A 19,630-nucleotide genomic window follows, 5' to 3' on the forward strand; every position below is an offset into this window, starting at 1 on the left:
CTGCGAATCGCAGCCTCCCTAGGCAATTATGACTTAACGAAAAATGGCCACCCTGTGAGGGGTGGCCATTTTCCAAAGTAAGTCCGGCGGTGTCCTACTCTCCCACAGGGTCCCCCCTGCAGTACCATCGGCGCAGAGAGTCTTAGCTTCCGGGTTCGGAATGTAACCGGGCGTTTCCCTCTCGCTATGGCCGCCGAAACACTATTGATGTATCAAAGTGAATCAAACAACCAACACACAAAAGTGTTGGTGTTTGGTTCTCGACCGTACATCGAGAACCACATAGTGGACGCAAGCATTCTCACGGACTCTCACCGTGCCACACACACCAGCCTTACAACGATGTGTGTGTAATGATTTTCAAGATATCGGCTTATTAGTACTGGTCAGCTCCACGAGTCTTTAGTCCTCGCTTCCACATCCAGCCTATCAACCCAGTCGTCTACTGGGAGCCTCTCACCCGAAGGTATGGAAATCTCATCTCAAGGCCGGCTTCCCGCTTAGATGCTTTCAGCGGTTATCCATTCCGAACGTAGCTAATCAGCGGTGCTCCTGGCGGAACAACTGACACACCAGAGGTTCGTCCAACCCGGTCCTCTCGTACTAGGGTCAGATCCTTTCAAATTTCCTGCGCGCGCAGCGGATAGGGACCGAACTGTCTCACGACGTTCTAAACCCAGCTCGCGTACCGCTTTAATGGGCGAACAGCCCAACCCTTGGGACCTACTCCAGCCCCAGGATGCGACGAGCCGACATCGAGGTGCCAAACCATGCCGTCGATATGGACTCTTGGGCAAGATCAGCCTGTTATCCCCGAGGTACCTTTTATCCGTTGAGCGACAGCGCTTCCACAAGCCACTGCCGGATCACTAGTCCCGACTTTCGTCCCTGCTCGACTTGTCAGTCTCACAGTCAAGCTCCCTTGTGCACTTACACTCGACACCTGATTGCCAACCAGGTTGAGGGAACCTTTGGGCGCCTCCGTTACTTTTTGGGAGGCAACCGCCCCAGTTAAACTACCCACCAGGCACTGTCCCTGAACCGGATCACGGTTCGAAGTTAGATGTCCAGAGTGACCAGAGTGGTATTTCAACAATGACTCCACCTGAACTAGCGTCCAAGCTTCAAAGTCTCCCACCTATCCTACACAAGTCACACCGAACACCAATACCAAGCTGTAGTAAAGGTCACGGGGTCTTTCCGTCCTGCTGCGCGTAACGAGCATCTTTACTCGTAGTGCAATTTCGCCGAGTTCGCGGTTGAGACAGCTGGGAAGTCGTTACGCCATTCGTGCAGGTCGGAACTTACCCGACAAGGAATTTCGCTACCTTAGGATGGTTATAGTTACCACCGCCGTTTACTGGGGCTTAAATTCTCAGCTTCGCTTACGCTAACCGTTCCTCTTAACCTTCCAGCACCGGGCAGGCGTCAGTCCGTATACATCGTCTTGCGACTTAGCACGGACCTGTGTTTTTAGTAAACAGTCGCTTCCCACTGGTCTCTGCGGCCGTCAAACGCTCCAGGAGTAAATCCCTTCACGCCTCAGGCCCCCCTTCTCCCGAAGTTACGGGGGCATTTTGCCGAGTTCCTTAACCACGATTCTCTCGATCTCCTTAGTATTCTCTACCTGACCACCTGAGTCGGTTTGGGGTACGGGCACATTGAACCTCGCGTCGATGCTTTTCTTGGCAGCATAGGATCACCGATTTCGACTAACGTCTACCCATCGGGTCTCAGCCTTATATGAGAGACGGATTTGCCTATCTCTCGGCCTACACCCTTAGACCGGGACAACCATCGCCCGGCTCGGCTACCTTCCTGCGTCACACCTGTTAATACGCTAACCGCACCAGCATAGGGTCGTGTGCTAGGCCCACACGCATCACCCCGAAGGGATCCGTCACGGGGATTCAGACACTTAGCATTACTGGATTAGCTTGGGCGGTTCTTCTGCGGTACGGGAATATCTACCCGTTGTCCATCGACTACGCCTGTCGGCCTCGCCTTAGGTCCCGACTTACCCAGGGAAGATTAGCTTGACCCTGGAAACCTTGGTCTTCCGGAGGACGGGTTTCTCACCCGTCTTTCGCTACTCATGCCTGCATTCTCACTCGTGTGGCCTCCACGGCTGGTTTACACCGCCGCTTCACTGGCCACACGACGCTCTCCTACCCATCAATACGGCTGGACCACGAAGGCCTACCTAAAATATCAATGCCACAACTTCGGTGGCGTGCTTGAGCCCCGTTACATTGTCGGCGCGGAATCACTTGACCAGTGAGCTATTACGCACTCTTTCAAGGGTGGCTGCTTCTAAGCCAACCTCCTGGTTGTCTGTGCAACTCCACATCCTTTCCCACTTAGCACGCGCTTTGGGACCTTAGTTGGTGGTCTGGGTTGTTTCCCTCTCGACAATGAAGCTTATCCCCCACTGTCTCACTGCTGCGCTCTCACTTACCGGCATTCGGAGTTTGGCTAACGTCAGTAACCTTGTAGGGCCCATCGGCTATCCAGTAGCTCTACCTCCGGCAAGAAACACGCAACGCTGCACCTAAATGCATTTCGGAGAGAACCAGCTATCACGAAGTTTGATTGGCCTTTCACCCCTATCCACAGCTCATCCCCTCAGTTTTCAACCTAAGTGGGTTCGGTCCTCCACGACGTCTTACCGTCGCTTCAACCTGGCCATGGATAGATCACTTCGCTTCGGGTCTAGGACCAGCGACTCAATCGCCCTATTAAGACTCGCTTTCGCTACGCATTCCCCTCACGGGTTAAGCTCGCCACTGATCACTAACTCGCAGGCTCATTCTTCAAAAGGCACGCTGTCACCAGAATCAGACTGGCTCCAACGGTTTGTAAGCAAACGGTTTCAGGTACTATTTCACTCCCCTCCCGGGGTACTTTTCACCTTTCCCTCACGGTACTTGTTCACTATCGGTCATGTAGGAGTATTTAGGCTTATCAGGTGGTCCTGACAGATTCACACGGGATTTCTCGGGCCCCGTGCTACTTGGGATACTCTTCGCGCCATTGGAACATTTCGACTACCGGGCTGGCACCGTCTATGGCCAGGCTTTCAAACCTGTTCGTCTATATTCCTCTGTAACGCTCACTGTTCGGCAGAAGCAGCAGAAAAGTCCCGCAACCCCGACCATGCAACACCTGCCGGCTATCACACATGATCGGTTTAGCCTCTTCCGGGTTCGCTCGCCACTACTAACGGAATCACTATTGTTTTCTCTTCCTGTGGGTACTGAGATGTTTCACTTCCCCACGTTCCCTCTACCCGCCCTATATATTCAGGCGGGAGTCACTAGGTTGCCCGAAAGCACCCAGCGGGGTTTCCCCATTCGGACATCCTCGGATCACAGTTCGTTTATCAACTCCCCGAGGCTTATCGCAGATTACTACGTCCTTCTTCGGCTCTACATGCCAAGGCATTCACCGTTTGCTCTTAGAATCTTGAAATCACATGAGTTTGAATCGATCTTTCGTTCAGAAAAATTGACCAATGATTAGTCGAACACCAACCGAAGCTGGTGTCCTAAAAATCTTTGTGATTGACATCCGAAGACATCAATCTAAGATGCTCGCGTCCACTGTGTAGTTCTCAAAGTACGGGCGGTACTCCCCCAACACCTGCCGGCTTGCGCCTGTGCGGATGTTGACCGAAGTCCAGAAGGTCGTCCACGTCAAAACGTGACCCGGTCCTTCAGGACCCAACAGCGTGCATCCGCAACCCTCCCCAGGCCCCAGCGTTCCTTCCCCACAAGTGAGGCGTACTAACCGAAATCTGATTCGTGTTGCGGCAATGTCAATGTTCCACCCATGAGCGCCACCCGAGAACATTCGCCTCGGATATGGCTGGCACCTATGTGATCTCCCTGTATACAGAGGAGAGGTGCACGTGCTCCTTAGAAAGGAGGTGATCCAGCCGCACCTTCCGGTACGGCTACCTTGTTACGACTTAGTCCTAATCACCGATCCCACCTTCGACAGCTCCTTCCCACAAGGGGTTAGGCCACCGGCTTCGGGTGTTACCGACTTTCATGACTTGACGGGCGGTGTGTACAAGGCCCGGGAACGTATTCACCGCAGCGTTGCTGATCTGCGATTACTAGCGACTCCGACTTCATGAGGTCGAGTTGCAGACCTCAATCCGAACTGAGACCGGCTTTTTGGGATTCGCTCCACCTTACGGTATCGCAGCCCTTTGTACCGGCCATTGTAGCATGCGTGAAGCCCAAGACATAAGGGGCATGATGATTTGACGTCATCCCCACCTTCCTCCGAGTTGACCCCGGCAGTATCCCATGAGTTCCCACCATTACGTGCTGGCAACATAGGACGAGGGTTGCGCTCGTTGCGGGACTTAACCCAACATCTCACGACACGAGCTGACGACAACCATGCACCACCTGTTTACGAGTGTCCAAAGAGTTGACCATTTCTGGCCCGTTCTCGTATATGTCAAGTCTTGGTAAGGTTCTTCGCGTTGCATCGAATTAATCCGCATGCTCCGCCGCTTGTGCGGGCCCCCGTCAATTCCTTTGAGTTTTAGCCTTGCGGCCGTACTCCCCAGGCGGGGAACTTAATGCGTTAGCTGCGACACGGAGACCGTGGAATGGTCCCCACATCTAGTTCCCAACGTTTACGGCATGGACTACCAGGGTATCTAATCCTGTTCGCTCCCCATGCTTTCGCTCCTCAGCGTCAGTTACGGCCCAGAGATCTGCCTTCGCCATCGGTGTTCCTCCTGATATCTGCGCATTCCACCGCTACACCAGGAATTCCAATCTCCCCTACCGCACTCTAGTCTGCCCGTACCCACTGCAGGCTGGGGGTTGAGCCCCCAGATTTCACAGCAGACGCGACAAACCGCCTACGAGCTCTTTACGCCCAATAATTCCGGACAACGCTTGCACCCTACGTATTACCGCGGCTGCTGGCACGTAGTTAGCCGGTGCTTTTTCTGCAGGTACCGTCACTTTCGCTTCTTCCCTACTAAAAGAGGTTTACAACCCGAAGGCCGTCATCCCTCACGCGGCGTTGCTGCATCAGGCTTTCGCCCATTGTGCAATATTCCCCACTGCTGCCTCCCGTAGGAGTCTGGGCCGTGTCTCAGTCCCAGTGTGGCCGGTCACCCTCTCAGGCCGGCTACCCGTCGTCGCCTTGGTGAGCCATTACCTCACCAACAAGCTGATAGGCCGCGAGCTCATCCTTGACCAAAATTCTTTCCACCCCCAGGAGATGCCTCCGAGGGTCGTATCCGGTATTAGACGTCGTTTCCAACGCTTATCCCAGAGTCAAGGGCAGATTGCTCACGTGTTACTCACCCGTTCGCCACTAATCCACCAGGTGCAAGCACCCAGCTTCATCGTTCGACTTGCATGTGTTAAGCACGCCGCCAGCGTTCGTCCTGAGCCAGGATCAAACTCTCCGTAAATGTTTATACGACTAACCAGCAAGCTGGCGTCACATTTTGCGCGTCGGCACCACCGGAATAGGCGGACACCTCAGCAAGTTTGAAACTGACAGAACAAATCATTACTGACTTGCTTTGTTGTTTAAATGTTTTCCAAAGGAATCTCCTACCTCACAAAGAGGTACGAGGTTTTTGGCATTTGACATTGTGCACGCTGTTGAGTTCTCAAGGATCGGATGCACCCGGATTCTTGCCGCTTTACTCGCGGCTGCCGCTCCGAGGCAACTTCTCTAACTTACCAGATCAACCGGCCCCCGCAAAACCGGGCGAATCATACACTGCTGGCGTGAAACCAGCAAGAGCGACTCAAACTCGGTGACGAGGAGTTGAACAGGCAAGAAGCAATCTTAGGCATGAAACCAGCCGGACGCAAATGCGTCAGAGCCGGTTGTGTGGCCAAGATCGATGTCCCGCTTGAGGCCGGCAGCTGAACCAGCTGGCCGCACCTGTGGGGTGACAAGAGATGACATTACGCGGGGATCCCCGCACCTCGCAAAACGACAATCACGCCGGGCGTGTCGCGAAGCGACACGAAAGGCGGCAGCCCCCACCAAGGCAAACCCAGGAACCGCCACCGATGCTGGTCCGGTTACAACAAGAGACCCCGGCCGGGCGAATGCTCAGACCGGGGCCTTGATCAGATAGGCGGTTTCGACAAGCTCAACCAGGGTTCAACCAACGAAGGGCGGGCCCAACCAACGAAGGGCGGGCTCAACCAACGAGGGGCGGGCTCAACCAACGAGGAAAGCGAGCCGGTCATACGACGAAGGCCCCGGCCGAGCAGATGCTCAGACCGGGGCCTTGATCAGTACGGGGGTTTCGACTAGCTCAACCAACGGGAGTTGGTCGATCCCCCGGTGGTGCTTACTCGACGAAGATGCCGGCGAGCGTCTTCTTGCCGCGACGCAGCACGGCGACTCCGGCGTCCAGCACGAAGCCCGAGATCGTGGCGGCGTCATCGGTGATCTTGATGTTGTTCACCGACACCCCGCCCTGACCGATCGCGCGGCGGGCCTCACTCAGGCTGGCGCAGAGACCGGTGTCGACGAGGAGCTGGGCGATGCCGGCATCCGGTGCGGTCGTCGTGTTGGGCAGCTCGCGCAGTGCGGCCTCAAGCGTGACGGCGTCCAGTGCGGTCAGGTCGCCCTGGCCGAAGAGTGCCTCGGTCGCCGCGATCGCGTTGGCCGTTGCCTCCGCGCCGTGGACGAGCTTGGTCACCTCGAGCGCCAGGGTGCGCTGAGCCTCGCGCCGGAACGGTTCGGCCGCGACGGCCGCCTCGAGGCGCTCGATCTCGGCCCGCTCCAGGAACGTGAAGATCTTGAGACGGGCGACCACATCGGCGTCATCGGTGTTCAGCCAGAACTGGTAGAAGGCGTAGGGGCTGGTCAGCGTGGAGTCGAGCCACACCGCGTTGCCCTCACTCTTGCCGAACTTGGTGCCATCGCTGTTGGTGATGAGCGGCGTGCCGATGGCGTGGACGCTCGTGCCCTCCGTGCGACGGATGAGGTCGGTGCCACTGGTGAGGTTGCCCCACTGGTCGCTTCCGCCGGTCTGCAGCACGCAGTCGTACTGGCGGTACAGCTCGAGGTAGTCGAGTCCCTGCAGGATCTGGTAGCTGAACTCGGTGTAGCTGATGCCGGCGTCGGAGTTGAGACGCGCGGCGACGGCATCCTTCTTGAGCATCGTGCCGACACGGTAGTGCTTGCCGACCTCACGCAGGAAGTCGATGGCGGACAGCGGCGCCGTCCAGTCCAGGTTGTTCACGAGCGTCATCGCGTTCTCGCCATCACGGCTGAGGAAGCGGCTGACCTGGGCCTGGAGGTAACCGACCCACTCGAGCACGGTGTCCTTGGTGTTCAGCGTGCGCTCGGCGGTCGGGCGCGGGTCGCCGATCAGACCGGTGGAACCGCCGACGAGGCCGAGCGGCCGGTGGCCGGCGAGCTGGAGACGGCGCATGAGCAGAAGCTGGACAAGGTTGCCGAGATGCAAGCTGGGTGCTGTCGGGTCGAACCCGCAGTAATACGTGATCGGCTCCCCCGCCAGAAGCTCTTTGAGCTCACCGGCATCGGTGGAAACGTGCACGAGGCCGCGCCACTGGATCTCCTCCCAAACATCGGGGAAGGACGGATCGTTGCGCTGGGCATTGAGGATTACTGGGTCAGACACGCCGTCCAGAGTATCAGCGGGCGGGCGGGGTGATCGCCCACACAAGGCTGCAGGCCTTTGTCATCACGAAATAAGGATTGAGGCTTTATTGATGGGTGGTTAAGTGTGTAGCCTGAACTCGGAGGTACAGCATGTTCGTCATCACCGCCGACCAGATCGGGAGCCGCACGCGTGCGGACATCACCGCGCAGACACTCGAGGCCCTGGAACGCCGGCACGGCTCGAGCCTCTCGTTGCCACCCGACCGGAACGCCGGCGACGAGATACAGCTCCTCGGCACGGATGCCGCCACGATGCTCGACATCGTGCTCGAACTCACCCGAGGCGATGCCTGGAGCGTCGGTCTCGGCGTCGGGCCGATCGGGCGCCCGCTGCCCGCGGCGACGCGAGAGGCCTCCGGCCCGGCGTTCTACGCCGCACGAGACGCGGTGAACCGCGCGAAGAAGCGCAGCACCCGCTTCGCGGTGCACCGCCAGGCGAGCGCGGACGCGGGCAGCGAGATCGCCACGGCCGAGGAGGCGCTCATCGACCTGGCGTTGGCGCTGCGCCAGCGCCGGACCGGGCCAGGCTGGGAGCTCTACGATCTCGTGGCCGACGGCCTGAGCTACAAGGAGGCCGCCGAGCACCTCGGCATCAGCGCGCCTGCGGCGAGTTCCCGGGCGAAGGCCGCGCAGCTCAGCATTGAGTTCGATGCGGTGCCTGCACTCGTAGGATTGCTGGCAGGAATCGATCGGAGTACACAGTGATGTTTTGGCCCCACCTCGCCTTCGACGTTCTGCCCATCCTGTTCTGGGTGTTCCTCATCGCCCTGCTCGGCACGGGTGTGGCCTTCGCGCTCCTGGCCTCCCGGCGCAAACTCCCGTACGCCATCTGGGTCGCGGGTGGGGCTCTCGTGCTGGCGCTGATGCTGACCCTGAGCGCCACGACCTCGTTCTGGTCGGCGGCGTGGGATCCGGCTGGTGGTCCGACCGCTGCGATCATCGCCGTGTTGGGTGGGGCGCTTGCCGTCTTCGGCGGCGGCCCCATCGCCCAACTCGCGCTGAACCTCGCGACCCGCGGTTCGGTGACGCCTGGCACGCACGGCGGCATCCTCGTCAGCGCTGCGGCCGAGGCACAGGGCGCACCGCTGAGAGGCGCTTCGGCGCGGGCGAACGCGGCCGCCTCCGGCGCCGCTGCCTCCGACATCACCGCCACCACCGACACCGCTGACGCCACCGCCCCCGAAACCGCCGCCGCGGGTACCCACGAGGTGTTGCGTGGCGGGGCCGCGATCGGCGTGCTCGAACGGCTCTGTGTTGTGCTGGGAATCGTCGCGGGTTTCCCTGAGGCACTCGCCATCATCGTCGCGGTCAAGGGGCTCGGACGGTTCACCGAGCTCGCCGCCGCAGAGGCGCGGGAGAGATTCATCATCGGCACGCTGGCCAGCCTGCTCTGGGCCAGCGCCTGCGCGGTGCTCGTGCGACTGGCCCTCGGCTAGGGCGTGCTCGTGAGACTGCCCCTCGGCTAGGGCGGTGCTCGTGCGACTGGCCCTCGGCTAGGGTGTGCTCGAGCGGCCCGGTGCCTGCAGTTTCGGATGCCGCTTGTACGGCGACACCGTCGGATCCCCCGGAATGTAGAAGCGCCAGGGGTACGCGTCTCCCCCACCGTCGCCGCTGACGCCGGTGCGCGGGCTGCTGGCGACGGAGACGGGAACTCCAGGCAGCTCCAGCTCGAACGGCGGGGCGAGCAGATCGGCGCCGCTCTGCTCGAGCCGGATGCCGAGCGCCATCGCCAGCTTCGCCGGGCCGCGGGCCAGGTCGTGATCCCCGGATGCCGCCGGCCGCCGCATCCGCGCCAACGCGAGACCGTCCACAATCTCGCCGCCGCGCAGCAGCAGCCCACCGGCCGAACCCTCCGCCCCGCACACGATGTTCGCGCAGACGTGCATGCCGTAGCTGAGGTAGGCGTAGAGGTGCGCGGGCGGACCGAACATCACGCGCGTCCGCGGCGTCACGCCACGATGGGCGTGCGATCCGGGATCCTCGCCGTCGCCCCGGTACGCCTCCAGCTCGGTGATGCGCAGCGCCACCGTGCCCTCCGCGGTGGTGTGCCGCAGCACGGCGCCAAGCAGCGACGGCGCCAGCTCGGTGGCGTCCCGAGCGAAGAACTCTCTGGACACACCGGCCGGCGCCTGCACGGGAATCGCCTAGACCGTGGTGTTGCCGCTCGGCAACGCCTGGACGAGGCCCCGGACGCGTGCGGTGAGCGCGGCGAGCTGCTCCGCGACACGCACCGGAGCGGTTCCGCCGAGGCCGTCGCGACTGTTCACGGAGCCTTCGATCGTGAGCACCGAGCGCACGGCCGGGGTGAGCCGGGGGTCGATCGCGAGCAGCGCGGCGTCGTCGACCTCGTCGAGCTCGAGGCCGTGGTCCTCGCAGTACTTGACCATCGCACCGGTGATTTCGTGCGCGTCACGGAAGGGAACGTGCTGCTTGACCAGCCACTCCGCGACATCCGTTGCGAGCGAGAAGCCCTGCGGAGCGAGCTCGGCCATGCGCCCCGTGTTGAAGCGGAGCGTCGCGACCATGCCCGTGAAGGCCGGAAGCAGCACCTCGAGGGTGGAGAGCGAGTCGAACACCGGCTCCTTGTCCTCCTGCAGGTCGCGGTTGTACGCCAGCGGGAGCGCCTTGAGGGTCGCGAGCAGGCCGGCGTGGTTGCCGATCAGGCGGCCCGACTTGCCGCGCGCGAGCTCGGCGATGTCCGGGTTCTTCTTCTGCGGCATGATCGACGATCCCGTCGAGTAGGCGTCGTCGAGGGTGACGAAGTCGAACTCGCGCGTGTTCCAGAGGATGATCTCCTCGGAGAGGCGGGAGAGGTCGATGCCGATCTGCGCGAGGACGTAGCTGAACTCGGCGACGAGGTCGCGGCTGGCCGTGCCGTCGATCGAGTTCTCAACGACTCCGCCGAAGCCGAGCACAGATGCCACGAGCCCGGCGTCCAGGCCGAGCGTGTTGCCAGCAAGTGCTCCGGAGCCGTACGGCGAGAAGTCCGCGCGGCGGTTCCAGTCGGCGAGGCGGTCGAGGTCGCGCACGAGCGGCCAGCAGTGCGCGAGCAGGTGGTGCGCGAGCAGCACCGGCTGGGCGTGCTGCAGGTGGGTGCGGCCGGGCATGATCGCGGATGGGTGGGCCGACGCCTGCGCGGCCAGGGCGTCGATCAACTCAATCAGCAGGTGCGAGAGCGTGACCGAGTGGTCGCGCAGCAGCATCCGAATGAAGGTGGCGATCTGATCGTTGCGGCTGCGTCCGGCGCGCAGCTTGCCTCCGAGCTCGCTGCCGGCGATCTCGATGAGGCCACGCTCCAGCGCGCCGTGGACATCCTCATCGCTCGTGGCGGGGAGGAAGAGCCCGTCGCGCACCTTCTCCTCGAGGGTCGTCAGCGCGGCCAGCATGCCGGCCAGCTCGGCCTCATCGAGGTAGCCGGCCGCCGCGAGGGCCTGGGCGTGGGCCTTGGACCCGGCGATATCGTACTCGGCCAGCTGCCAGTCGAAGTGCGTCGACTTGCTCAGCCTGGCCAGTTCCGGTGACGGGCCACCGGCGAAGCGGGCACCCCAGAGGGCTCCCTCCGTCGTGGCGCCGACGCCGGCGATCTCGGTGCCGTTCGGCTCGTTGCTCTGCTCGTTGCTCATGTCGTGTTCCTTATCCGGATTCGGGCGCGGCTCAGGCGGCGTTCTTGGCCAGGAGCCAGACCATCAGCGCCTTCTGGGCGTGCAGGCGGTTCTCCGCCTCGTCCCAGATGATGCTCTGCGGCCCGTCGATCACATCGGCGGTGACCTCGTAGCCGCGGTCGGCAGGCAGGCAGTGCATGAACAGTGCCTCGGATGCCGCGTGCGCCATCAGCGCGCTGTCGACCCGGTATGCGCCGAGCTCCGCGACGCGTGCGGCCTTCTCTTCCTCCTTGCCCATCGACACCCAGGTGTCGGTGACGACGACGTCGGAACCGGTGACGGCGGCGACGGGGTCGGTGAAGAGCGCGACGGAGCCGCCGGTCTGTGCGGCGATGGCCGCGGCATCCGCCACCACCTGCTCGCCAGGCGTGTAGCCCTCAGGGGAGGCGATGCGCACGTGCATCCCGGCGGTCGCGCCGGCCAGCAGGTAGGACTGGGCCATGTTGCATGCACCGTCACCGAGGAAGGTGAGCGTGAGGCCGGCGAGCTCGCCGCGCTTCTCTTTGATGGTGAGCAGATCGGCCAGCAGCTGGCAGGGGTGGAAGTCGTCGGAGAGGGCGTTGATCACGGGGACCGTCGTGCCGGCGGCCATCTCGACGAGGCCGGCCTGGCCGTAGGTGCGCCAGACGATGGCCGAGACCATGCGCTCGAGCACCCGCGCGGTGTCCGACGGGGTCTCCTTGCCGCCGAGCTGGCTGTTGGCGGTGGAGATGATCAGCGGGCTGCCGCCGAGGTCGGCGATGCCGACGGCGAAGGAGACGCGGGTGCGGGTCGACGACTTGTCGAAGATGACCGCGACCGTCTGCGGGCCGGCCAGCGGCTTCTGGGCGAAACGATCGCGCTTGAGCTCGAGGGCGAGGTTCAGGATCTCGGCCTGCTCGGCTGGTGTCACGTCGTCGTCGCGAAGGAAGTGGCGGGTCATGATGCGTCGCTTTCAGGGGTCGGTGTGGCGAGGGAGTCGAGGGCGCGGCCGAATCGCGCGATGAACTCGGCGATCTCGGCGCTGCCGATGGTGAGCGGGGGCGCGAGGCGGATCGTGCTCGGATTCGCGGCGTTCACGATGAGCCCGGCCTCGAGGGCGGCGGCGCTGAGTTCGCCGGCGCGCGGTTCGCGGAGCGCGATGCCGAGCAGGAGGCCCTGCCCGCGCACCGCCTCGATGTGCGGGGAACCGAGCGCCAGGATGGCGTGCTGCAGCTCCAGGCCGCGCTCCGCGGCGTTCTGCACCAGGCCGGCGCGCTCGATCTCGCCGAGCACGGCGTTGGCGGTGGCCGTCATGAGGGGGTTGCCGCCGAAGGTGCTGCCGTGGTGGCCGGGTTCGAAGAGGGCGGATGCCGCGCCGAAGGTGATCAGCGCACCGATCGGCACACCGCCGCCGATGCCCTTGGCCACGGTGATGGCGTCGGGGGTGATGCCGGCGTGCTGGAACGCGAACCACTCCCCTGTGCGCCCTGCGCCGGTCTGGATCTCGTCGATGATCAGCAGCACACCGTGGCTGGCCGTGATCTCGCGGGCCGCCTGCAGGTAGCCGTCCGGCAGTGGCAGCACACCGGCCTCACCCTTGATCGGCTCGATGAAGAGGGCGGCGACGGTGTCGTCGATGGCCGCCTCGAGCGCCTCGATCGTGCTGTCGATGTGCTCGACGCCGCCAGGCATCGGCTCGAATGGCAGACGCATGGCGGCCTTGCCGGTGAGGGCGAGGCTGCCGAGGGTGCGACCGTGGAAGGCGTCGGTGAGCGCGAGGATGCGGGGGCGTGACGTGCCGCCGTTCAGGCGGGCGAGCTTGAACGCGGCCTCGTTGGCCTCCGCACCGGAGTTGCCGAAGAACACCCGGCCATCGTCGCCGGCGCCGCTCAGCCGGATGAGTCGTTCGGCCAGTTCGAGCTGCGCTGGCGTGGCGAAGTAGTTCGACACGTGCGCGATCGTCGCGGCCTGGCGCGAGAGGGCCTCGACGAACACCGGGTGGGCGTGGCCGAGCGCGTTCACGGCGATGCCGGCGAGGAAGTCGAGATACTCGTTGCCCTCTGCGTCCCACACCCGGCAGCCGTCGCCGCGCACCAGCAGTGCCAGCGGCGGGCCGAAGGTGCGCATCATCCTCGTGGCCGAGCGGTTCTGCCAGGGGGTCATGCGGATTCTCCTGTTGTCGTGGCGGTGCTCTGTGCGGCATCCGCCTGCTGGACGTCGGCGGCGACGACCTCTGTGCCGATGCCGCTCTGGGTGAAGATCTCGAGCAGGATCGAGTGCGGAACGCGGCCGTCGATGATGGCGGCCTTGGGCACGCCGCCGTCAACGGCCTCGAGGCAGGCGGTCATCTTGGGGATCATGCCGGACTCGAGCGAGGGCAGCAGCGTGCGCAGCTCCGGCACCTCGATGACCGAGACCAGCGAGTCGCGATCGGGCCAGTCCCGGTAGAGGCCGGCCACATCGGTGAGGATGACGAGCTTGGCCGCGCCGAGCGCGACGGCGAGGGCCGCCGCGGCGGAGTCGGCGTTGACGTTGAGCGATTGGCCGGGCACCTCGCTGTCCGGAGCGATCGACGAGATCACGGGGATGCGGCCGGCGTCGAGCTGGGCCAGCACGGCGGCCGGGTCGACGGCGATCACGTCACCGACGAGGCCGAGGTCGATCTCCTCGCCGTCGACGATCGCGCCACGGCGGCGACCCTCGAAGAGGCCGGCGTCCTCACCGGAGAGACCGGCGGCGAGCGGGCCGTGCTCGTTGATGTGACTGACGAGCTCCCGGTTCACCTGGCCGGTGAGCACCATGCGCACGACCTCCATCGTCTCCGGCGTGGTCACGCGGTAGCCGCCGCGGAACTCGCTCGGGATGCCGAGCTTCTCGAGCATCGCCGAGATCTGCGGTCCGCCGCCGTGCACGACGACGGGGCGGATTCCCGCGTAGCGCAGGTACACCATGTCCTCTGCGAAGGCGCGCTGCAGCTCCTCGCTGACCATGGCGTTGCCGCCGAACTTCACGACGATGATCTGTTCGTGGAAGCGCTTGAGCCACGGCAGCGCCTCGATGAGCGTCGCGGCCTTGACGGCGGCATCCGCCTGGATCAGCTCGAGCTGCTCCGGGGTCTTCTCGTTCTCGCCCATCGTCATCAGCTCGCGTACGCGCTGTTCTCGTGCACGTAGTCGTGCGTGAGGTCGTTTGTGAAGATCGTGGCGGATGCCGGCCCGGACTGCAGGTCGATCAGCACGTGCGTGTCGCGCGGGCTCAGGTCGACGAGGTCGCGCGGCTGGTCGGGCTCGCCGGCGTGGCAGACGCGCACGCCGTTCATCGAGACGTCGACGTTGTACGGGTCGAAGGCGGCCGTGGTCGTTCCGATCGCGGCCAGCACGCGGCCCCAGTTGGGGTCGTTGCCGAAGATGGCGGCCTTGAAGAGGTTGTTGCGGGCGACCGAACGGCCCACCTCGACGGCGTCGTCCTCGCTCGCGGCCCCGACGACCTCGATGGCGATGTTGTGGCTGGCCCCCTCGGCGTCTGCCTGCAGCTTGAGGGCGAGCTCGGCGCAGACGGCGGTGAGGGCGGCGGTGAACTCGGCCGTGTCCGGCACGACGCCGGATGCGCCGGAGGCCAGCAGGGTGACCTGGTCGTTGGTCGACATGCAGCCGTCGGAATCCAGCCGGTCGAAGGTGACCCGGGTGGCCGCTCGGAGGGCCGTGTCGAGCGCCGCGGACTCCAGCACGGCGTCGGTCGTGATGACGACGAGCATCGTGGCGAGGCCGGGTGCGAGCATGCCTGCGCCCTTGGCGATACCGCCGATGCTCCAGCCGGCACCGTCCGCTCCCCCACGGACCACGGCCGTCTTCGGCACGGAGTCGGTGGTCATGATCGCGCGCGCCGCGTCGTCCCCGCCCTCCGCGCTCAGCGCGGCCGTCGCCGTGAGCACACCGGCGGCGAGCACGTCGCCGTCGAGCTGGTCACCGATGAGGCCGGTCGAGCACACCAGCACATCGCCGGCCGAGACCTCGAGGGCGGACGCAACGGCCTCCGCCGTGCGGTGCGTGACCTGGAAGCCCTGGCTGCCGGTGAAGCAGTTGGCGCCGCCGGAGTTCAACACGATCGCGGCGACGGTGCCGTCTCCGATCACCTGCTTGGACCAGATGATGGGGTTGGCCTGGGCCCGGTTGCTCGTGAAGACGGCCGCAGCGGCCTGCGATGGGCCGCGGTTGACGACGAGCGCGAGGTCGGGTGCGCCCGAACTCTTGATGCCGGCTGCGATGCCTGCTGCCTCGAATCCGAGGGGGGCTGTGACGCTCACGGGGCGACTCCATTCACTGAAAGGCCGGTGGTCTCGGCGAGGCCGAGCGCGATGTTGGCGGACTGGACGGCGGCGCCGGCGGTGCCCTTGACGAGGTTGTCGATGGCGGCGACGATCACGACGCGGCCGGCGGCCTCGTCGACGGCGAGGCCGAGCAGGATGGTGTTCGCGCCGACGGTGTCCGCGGTGCGCGGCATCTGGCCGGCAGGCAGGAGGTGCACGAACGGCTCATCGGCGTAGGCGTTCTCCCACGCGGCGCGGACGCTGGCGGCATCCGTGCCAGGCACGATGCGGGCCGTCGAGGTGGCGAGGATGCCGCGGGACATAGGCACGAGCACCGGGGTGAAGGAGATGGTCGGGTCGACGGCGCCGGCGCCGCGCAGCGCCTGCTGGATCTCCGGAATGTGCCGGTGTGCGCCGCCGACGGCGTACGGGCTGGCCGAGCCGAGGATCTCGGCGGCGAGCAGGTTGGTCTTCAACGCCTTGCCCGCGCCGGACGGCCCGACGGCAAGCACCGAGACGATGTCGGCTGCCTCGATCACGCCGGCCTGGATGCCGGGGGCGAGTGAGAGTGCGACGGTGCTCGCGTTGCAGCCGGGGGCTGCGATTCGGCGGGTGCCGACGAGGTGCTCGCGCTGCTTCAGTGCAGACTCGGAGCCGCCGACGTAGAGCTCCGGAACACCGTAGCTCCAGGCACCGTAGAAGTCGCCGCCGTAGAACGCGGCCCAGTCGGACTCGCTCTCGAGGCGGTGGTCTGCGCCGCAGTCGACGACGAGGGTGTTCTCGTCGAGCGCCGCCGTGATCTCACCGGACTTGCCGTGCGGCAGGGCGAGGAAGACGACGTCGTGGCCGGCGAGGTTCTCCGGTGTCGTGTCGACGAGGGTGAGGCCGGCGAGCGAGCGCAGATGCGGCTGCACGTCGACGAGTTTCTGGCCGGCGTTCGAGTGCGCGGTGACCGTGCGCACCTCGAAGTCGGGGTGTTGGGAGAGGATGCGGAGGAGTTCTCCGCCTGCGTAACCGGATGCCCCGGCTACCGCGACCGCGAATGTCATGCTGTGCCTTACGTGAGTGGACGACGAGGTTGCGACGGCGACGCCACGTCAGACCCCACACAGGGTCGCGCAAGCGCCGCCTAGATTCGGCGGTCGCCCCGACGTCGACGCAGCGCAGGCACGGCAACGATGGCCAGTGCGAGGGGGGTGCGCCGAACGGAAAGCATGTCGCGAGCTTAGCGCGCGCGGTGTGCGAGCGGCAAACCGACGGGCGCTCTGTGACGTCGCATCGGTGACGGAGCACCCGACCACGCTGGTCGAGTAGCGAGGAACGAGCGTATCGAGACCTCACGAGCCGAAGTTTCGCGCGTGCGAGGGTCTCGATACGGCCGCGGGCGGCCTACTCGACCAGCGGGGTGGGGCGCACAACGCAGAGATCCCGGATGCCGCGTGGTGCGGCATCCGGGATCTCGGTGAATCGGGCTCGGGGCTATTCGCGGGTCGCGGCGCCCAGCAGCTCGGCCGCACGGGCGGCGCCAGCCAGCTTGGCCTCGCTCGCCTCTGCCGCGGTCAGCGTACGATCGGCGGCGCGGAAGCGCAGCGCGAAGGTGAGGCTCTTCTGCCCCGGCTCGAGGCCGGCACCGCGGTAGTCGTCGACGAGGTGCAGCTCTTCGAGCAGCTCCCCCGCGCCGTCGCGCACGGCGGCGAGCACCGCGGCGGCCGGCACCTCGGTGCCGACGAGCAGCGTGAGGTCCTGAGTCGCGGCCGGGAAGGTGCCGATGACGGCGGCCTCCACGAGCGGCTCGGCGAGGGCGATCACGGCGTCGAGGTCGAGTTCGACGACGACAACGACGCGCGGCAGGTCGGCGTCGAGCGCGATCTGCGGAAGCAGTTCGCCGGCGAAGCCGACGCTCTGGCCCGCGACGCGCAGCTCGGCGGTGCGGCCGGGGTGCATCGCCTTGTGACGACCCTGGGCGATCTCGATCCTGGCACCCGTGGCCAGGGCGATCTGATCCACGATGGCGAGGGCGTCGGCGATGCCGGCGGGGATTGCGCCCTGGCCTGGCTGCTTGCTCACAACGTTGCCGACGATGAGCGCGGCAACGTGGCGCGGCTGCGGCGGGATGCCGGCGTTCAGCTCCGCCAGCTGCTCCGCGCTCGGGCGCTGCACGCCGGAGGGCAGTTCGGCCTGGCCGTACTGCGCACCGGCGACCGGCGTGAAGACGAGGCCCTGCTCGTAGAGCGCGACATCGGTCAGACCGCGGGAAAGGTTGCGCTTGGCCGCCTCGATCAGACCCGGCAGCAGCGTCGTGCGCAGGTACGGGGCGCTCGCGTCGAGGGCGTTGGCGACCTTGATCTGCGGAACCTCGAGCGCCTCGGCGGCGCCGAAGAGGTCGTTCTGCGCCTTCGGCAGGAACGGGAAGGCGATGATCTCGGTGGAGCCGGCGGCGGCGAGCGTGTCGGCCACGGTGCGGCGGATCCGCTGCTCACGGGTGAGGCCACGCCCGGCCGGAGCGACGGGCAGCACGGAGGGGATGCGCTCGTAACCGACGATGCGGGCAACCTCTTCGGCCAGATCCGACTTGTCGGTGATGTCGGGGCGCCAGCTCGGCGGGGTGACGAGCAGTCCGCCGTCGGCGTCGGCGATGGTGCCACCGACCTCCGCGAGGGAGCCACGGATCTCGTCGTCGCTGTAGTCGACGCCGATGAGCCCGGAGACGTAGCCGTTCGGCAGCAGGATCGCGGTGGCCGCTACGGCCTCACCGGTCAGCGAGCCAGCGGCATCCGCGGTTCCACCGGCCAGATCCACGAGGAGCTGGGCGACGCGCGCGGTCGCGGCCTGCGCGATCTGCGGGTCGACGCCGCGCTCGAAGCGTTTGGCGGCCTCGCTGGGCAGCTTGTGCCTGCGGGCTGAGCGGGCGATGCTCACCGGGTCGAAGTTGGCGGCCTCGATGAGAACGTTGCTCGTCGTGTCGCTGATCTCGGTGTCTGCTCCACCCATGACGCCGGCCAGGCCGATGGCACCGCTCTCATCGGTGATGAGAAGGTCTTCCGTGTTGAGCGCGCGCACCTGCTCATCGAGCGTGGTGATCTTCTCCCCCGGGGTCGCGCGGCGCACGGTGATGCCGCCGCTGAGCTTGTCGAGGTCGTAGCCGTGGGTCGGCTGGCCGAGCTCGAGCATCACGTAGTTGGTGATGTCGACCGGCAGCGAGATCGAGCGGATCCCGGCGAGCTTCAGCCGTGCAACCATCCACGGCGGAGTCGGCCGGGTGGCGTCGATGCCGCGCACGATGCGCGTCGAGAACACCGAGACGCCGGCGCGGCCGTGGATCGGTGCATCGTCGGCGAACGCGACGGGGAAACCCTCGTTGGCGCTCGGCGTCAGTGCGCCGTGAGCGGCAGGATCGCGGAAGGTCGCGCCGGTCGCGTGCGAGTACTCGCGGGCGACGCCACGGATCGAGAAGGCGTATCCGCGGTCAGGCGTGACGTTGATCTCGACGGCTTCGTCGTCGAGACCGAGCAGCGCGATCGCGTCGGTGCCGACCTCCGGGTCGAGTCCGAGCGTCGACAGGCGCAGGATGCCGTCGTGGTCGTCGCCGATGCCGAGCTCACGCACGGAGGCGATCATGCCGTCGGAGACGTGGCCGTAGGTCTTGCGCGGTGCGATCGGGAACGGCCCGGGCAGCACGGCGCCGGGCAGGGTCACGACGACCTTGTCTCCGACGAAGAAGTTGAGGGCACCGCAGACGATGCCGTGCACGGCGTCGCCGCCGTCTGCAGCCGTCTGGCCGTCTGGCGCGACACGCACCTGGCACCAGCGGATGGTCTTGCCGTTGGACTGCGGCTCCTCGACGAACTCGAGCACCTCGCCGACGACGATCGGGCCGCTCAGCTCGAAGCTGTGCACCTCTTCCTCTTCGAGACCGACCTTCACGAGTGCTGCGTGCACGTCGTCCGAGGTCGTTCCCGGTGCGAGATCAACGAATTCCGCGAGCCAACTCAGGGGCACCCGCATG

11 protein-coding genes and 3 rRNA genes are annotated in these 19,630 nt (G+C 65.0%); 2 read left to right on the forward strand and 12 right to left on the reverse strand.

Annotated features, from left to right (window positions below):
• Nucleotides 1-81: 81 nt before the first annotated feature.
• The 4 genes from rrf to tyrS all read right to left on the reverse strand — a co-directional run bounded on the left by rrf (nucleotide 82) and on the right by tyrS (nucleotide 7,654).
• Nucleotides 82-198: ribosomal RNA gene (gene rrf, locus EV379_RS09975) — 5S ribosomal RNA — on the reverse strand.
• A gap of 158 nt (nucleotides 199-356) precedes the next feature.
• Nucleotides 357-3,471 (reverse strand): 23S ribosomal RNA (locus EV379_RS09980).
• 450 nt (nucleotides 3,472-3,921) lie between these two features.
• Nucleotides 3,922-5,449, reverse strand: a 16S ribosomal RNA gene (locus EV379_RS09985).
• The 16S, 23S and 5S rRNA genes sit together here, the layout of an rRNA operon.
• Nucleotides 5,450-6,352: 903 nt before the next feature.
• A complete protein-coding gene (tyrS, locus tag EV379_RS09990) occupies nucleotides 6,353-7,654 on the reverse strand; it encodes a tyrosine--tRNA ligase (protein WP_242616318.1) in 1,302 nt (433 codons plus the stop codon).
• Nucleotides 7,655-7,785: 131 nt separating this feature from the next.
• On the opposite strand from tyrS, the gene EV379_RS09995 reads away from it, so the two are divergent.
• The gene (locus EV379_RS09995; protein ID WP_130506008.1) at nucleotides 7,786-8,400 is read left to right on the forward strand and encodes an RNA polymerase sigma factor; all 615 of its coding nucleotides are present in this window, start codon (nucleotides 7,786-7,788) and stop codon (nucleotides 8,398-8,400) included.
• Nucleotides 8,400-9,131 carry a hypothetical protein gene (locus EV379_RS10000; RefSeq protein ID WP_423203261.1) on the forward strand — a complete coding sequence of 244 codons (732 nt, stop codon included), beginning with the start codon at nucleotides 8,400-8,402 and terminating at the stop codon, nucleotides 9,129-9,131. Before EV379_RS09995 ends, EV379_RS10000 begins: the two co-directional genes overlap by 1 nt.
• Nucleotides 9,132-9,188: 57 nt before the next feature.
• Here EV379_RS10000 and EV379_RS10005 read toward each other — a convergent pair whose 3' ends face one another.
• The 8 genes from EV379_RS10005 to pheT all read right to left on the reverse strand — a co-directional run bounded on the left by EV379_RS10005 (nucleotide 9,189) and on the right by pheT (nucleotide 19,629).
• Nucleotides 9,189-9,830 (reverse strand): DNA-3-methyladenine glycosylase, encoded by a 642-nt coding sequence (locus EV379_RS10005; RefSeq protein ID WP_423203245.1) that lies wholly within the window; start codon nucleotides 9,828-9,830, stop codon nucleotides 9,189-9,191.
• A 9-nt stretch (nucleotides 9,831-9,839) separates the two neighbouring features.
• Nucleotides 9,840-11,318, reverse strand: a complete 1,479-nt coding sequence (gene argH, locus EV379_RS10010) for an argininosuccinate lyase (RefSeq protein WP_130506011.1) — start codon at nucleotides 11,316-11,318, stop codon at nucleotides 9,840-9,842.
• A gap of 31 nt (nucleotides 11,319-11,349) precedes the next feature.
• Nucleotides 11,350-12,279 carry an ornithine carbamoyltransferase gene (gene argF / locus EV379_RS10015; RefSeq protein ID WP_130506012.1) on the reverse strand — a complete coding sequence of 310 codons (930 nt, stop codon included), beginning with the start codon at nucleotides 12,277-12,279 and terminating at the stop codon, nucleotides 11,350-11,352.
• The gene (locus tag EV379_RS10020) at nucleotides 12,276-13,481 is read right to left on the reverse strand and encodes an acetylornithine transaminase (protein WP_130506013.1); all 1,206 of its coding nucleotides are present in this window, start codon (nucleotides 13,479-13,481) and stop codon (nucleotides 12,276-12,278) included. Before EV379_RS10020 ends, argF begins: the two co-directional genes overlap by 4 nt.
• The gene (gene argB, locus EV379_RS10025; RefSeq protein ID WP_130507399.1) at nucleotides 13,478-14,452 is read right to left on the reverse strand and encodes an acetylglutamate kinase; all 975 of its coding nucleotides are present in this window, start codon (nucleotides 14,450-14,452) and stop codon (nucleotides 13,478-13,480) included. The genes EV379_RS10020 and argB overlap by 4 nt, the downstream gene beginning before the upstream one ends.
• A gap of 5 nt (nucleotides 14,453-14,457) precedes the next feature.
• On the reverse strand, nucleotides 14,458-15,621 hold the full coding sequence (gene argJ, locus EV379_RS10030) for a bifunctional glutamate N-acetyltransferase/amino-acid acetyltransferase ArgJ (RefSeq protein WP_130506014.1): 1,164 nt from the start codon (nucleotides 15,619-15,621) through the stop codon (nucleotides 14,458-14,460).
• Nucleotides 15,618-16,673 carry an N-acetyl-gamma-glutamyl-phosphate reductase gene (gene argC / locus EV379_RS10035; RefSeq protein WP_130506015.1) on the reverse strand — a complete coding sequence of 352 codons (1,056 nt, stop codon included), beginning with the start codon at nucleotides 16,671-16,673 and terminating at the stop codon, nucleotides 15,618-15,620. The genes argJ and argC overlap by 4 nt, the downstream gene beginning before the upstream one ends.
• A 430-nt stretch (nucleotides 16,674-17,103) precedes the next feature.
• Nucleotides 17,104-19,629 carry a phenylalanine--tRNA ligase subunit beta gene (gene pheT / locus EV379_RS10040; RefSeq protein WP_130506016.1) on the reverse strand — a complete coding sequence of 842 codons (2,526 nt, stop codon included), beginning with the start codon at nucleotides 19,627-19,629 and terminating at the stop codon, nucleotides 17,104-17,106.
• Nucleotide 19,630 lies beyond the last annotated feature (1 nt).

The sequence above is a fragment of the Microterricola gilva genome, assembly GCF_004217495.1.
GTDB classification, from domain to species: Bacteria; Actinomycetota; Actinomycetes; order Actinomycetales; family Microbacteriaceae; genus Microterricola; species Microterricola gilva.

What these genes read in the sequence shown, in the direction of transcription:
- argB (WP_130507399.1), bottom strand. Translation starts at nt 14,452, where the DNA reads ATGGGCGAGAACGAGAAGACCCCGGAGCAGCTCGAGCTGATCCAGGCG.
- argF (WP_130506012.1), bottom strand. Translation starts at nt 12,279, where the DNA reads ATGACCCGCCACTTCCTTCGCGACGACGACGTGACACCAGCCGAGCAG.
- argC (WP_130506015.1), bottom strand. Translation starts at nt 16,673, where the DNA reads ATGACATTCGCGGTCGCGGTAGCCGGGGCATCCGGTTACGCAGGCGGA.
- EV379_RS10000 (WP_423203261.1), top strand. Translation starts at nt 8,400, where the DNA reads ATGTTTTGGCCCCACCTCGCCTTCGACGTTCTGCCCATCCTGTTCTGG.
- EV379_RS10020 (WP_130506013.1), bottom strand. Translation starts at nt 13,481, where the DNA reads ATGACCCCCTGGCAGAACCGCTCGGCCACGAGGATGATGCGCACCTTC.
- pheT (WP_130506016.1), bottom strand. Translation starts at nt 19,629, where the DNA reads ATGCGGGTGCCCCTGAGTTGGCTCGCGGAATTCGTTGATCTCGCACCG.
- argH (WP_130506011.1), bottom strand. Translation starts at nt 11,318, where the DNA reads ATGAGCAACGAGCAGAGCAACGAGCCGAACGGCACCGAGATCGCCGGC.
- EV379_RS09995 (WP_130506008.1), top strand. Translation starts at nt 7,786, where the DNA reads ATGTTCGTCATCACCGCCGACCAGATCGGGAGCCGCACGCGTGCGGAC.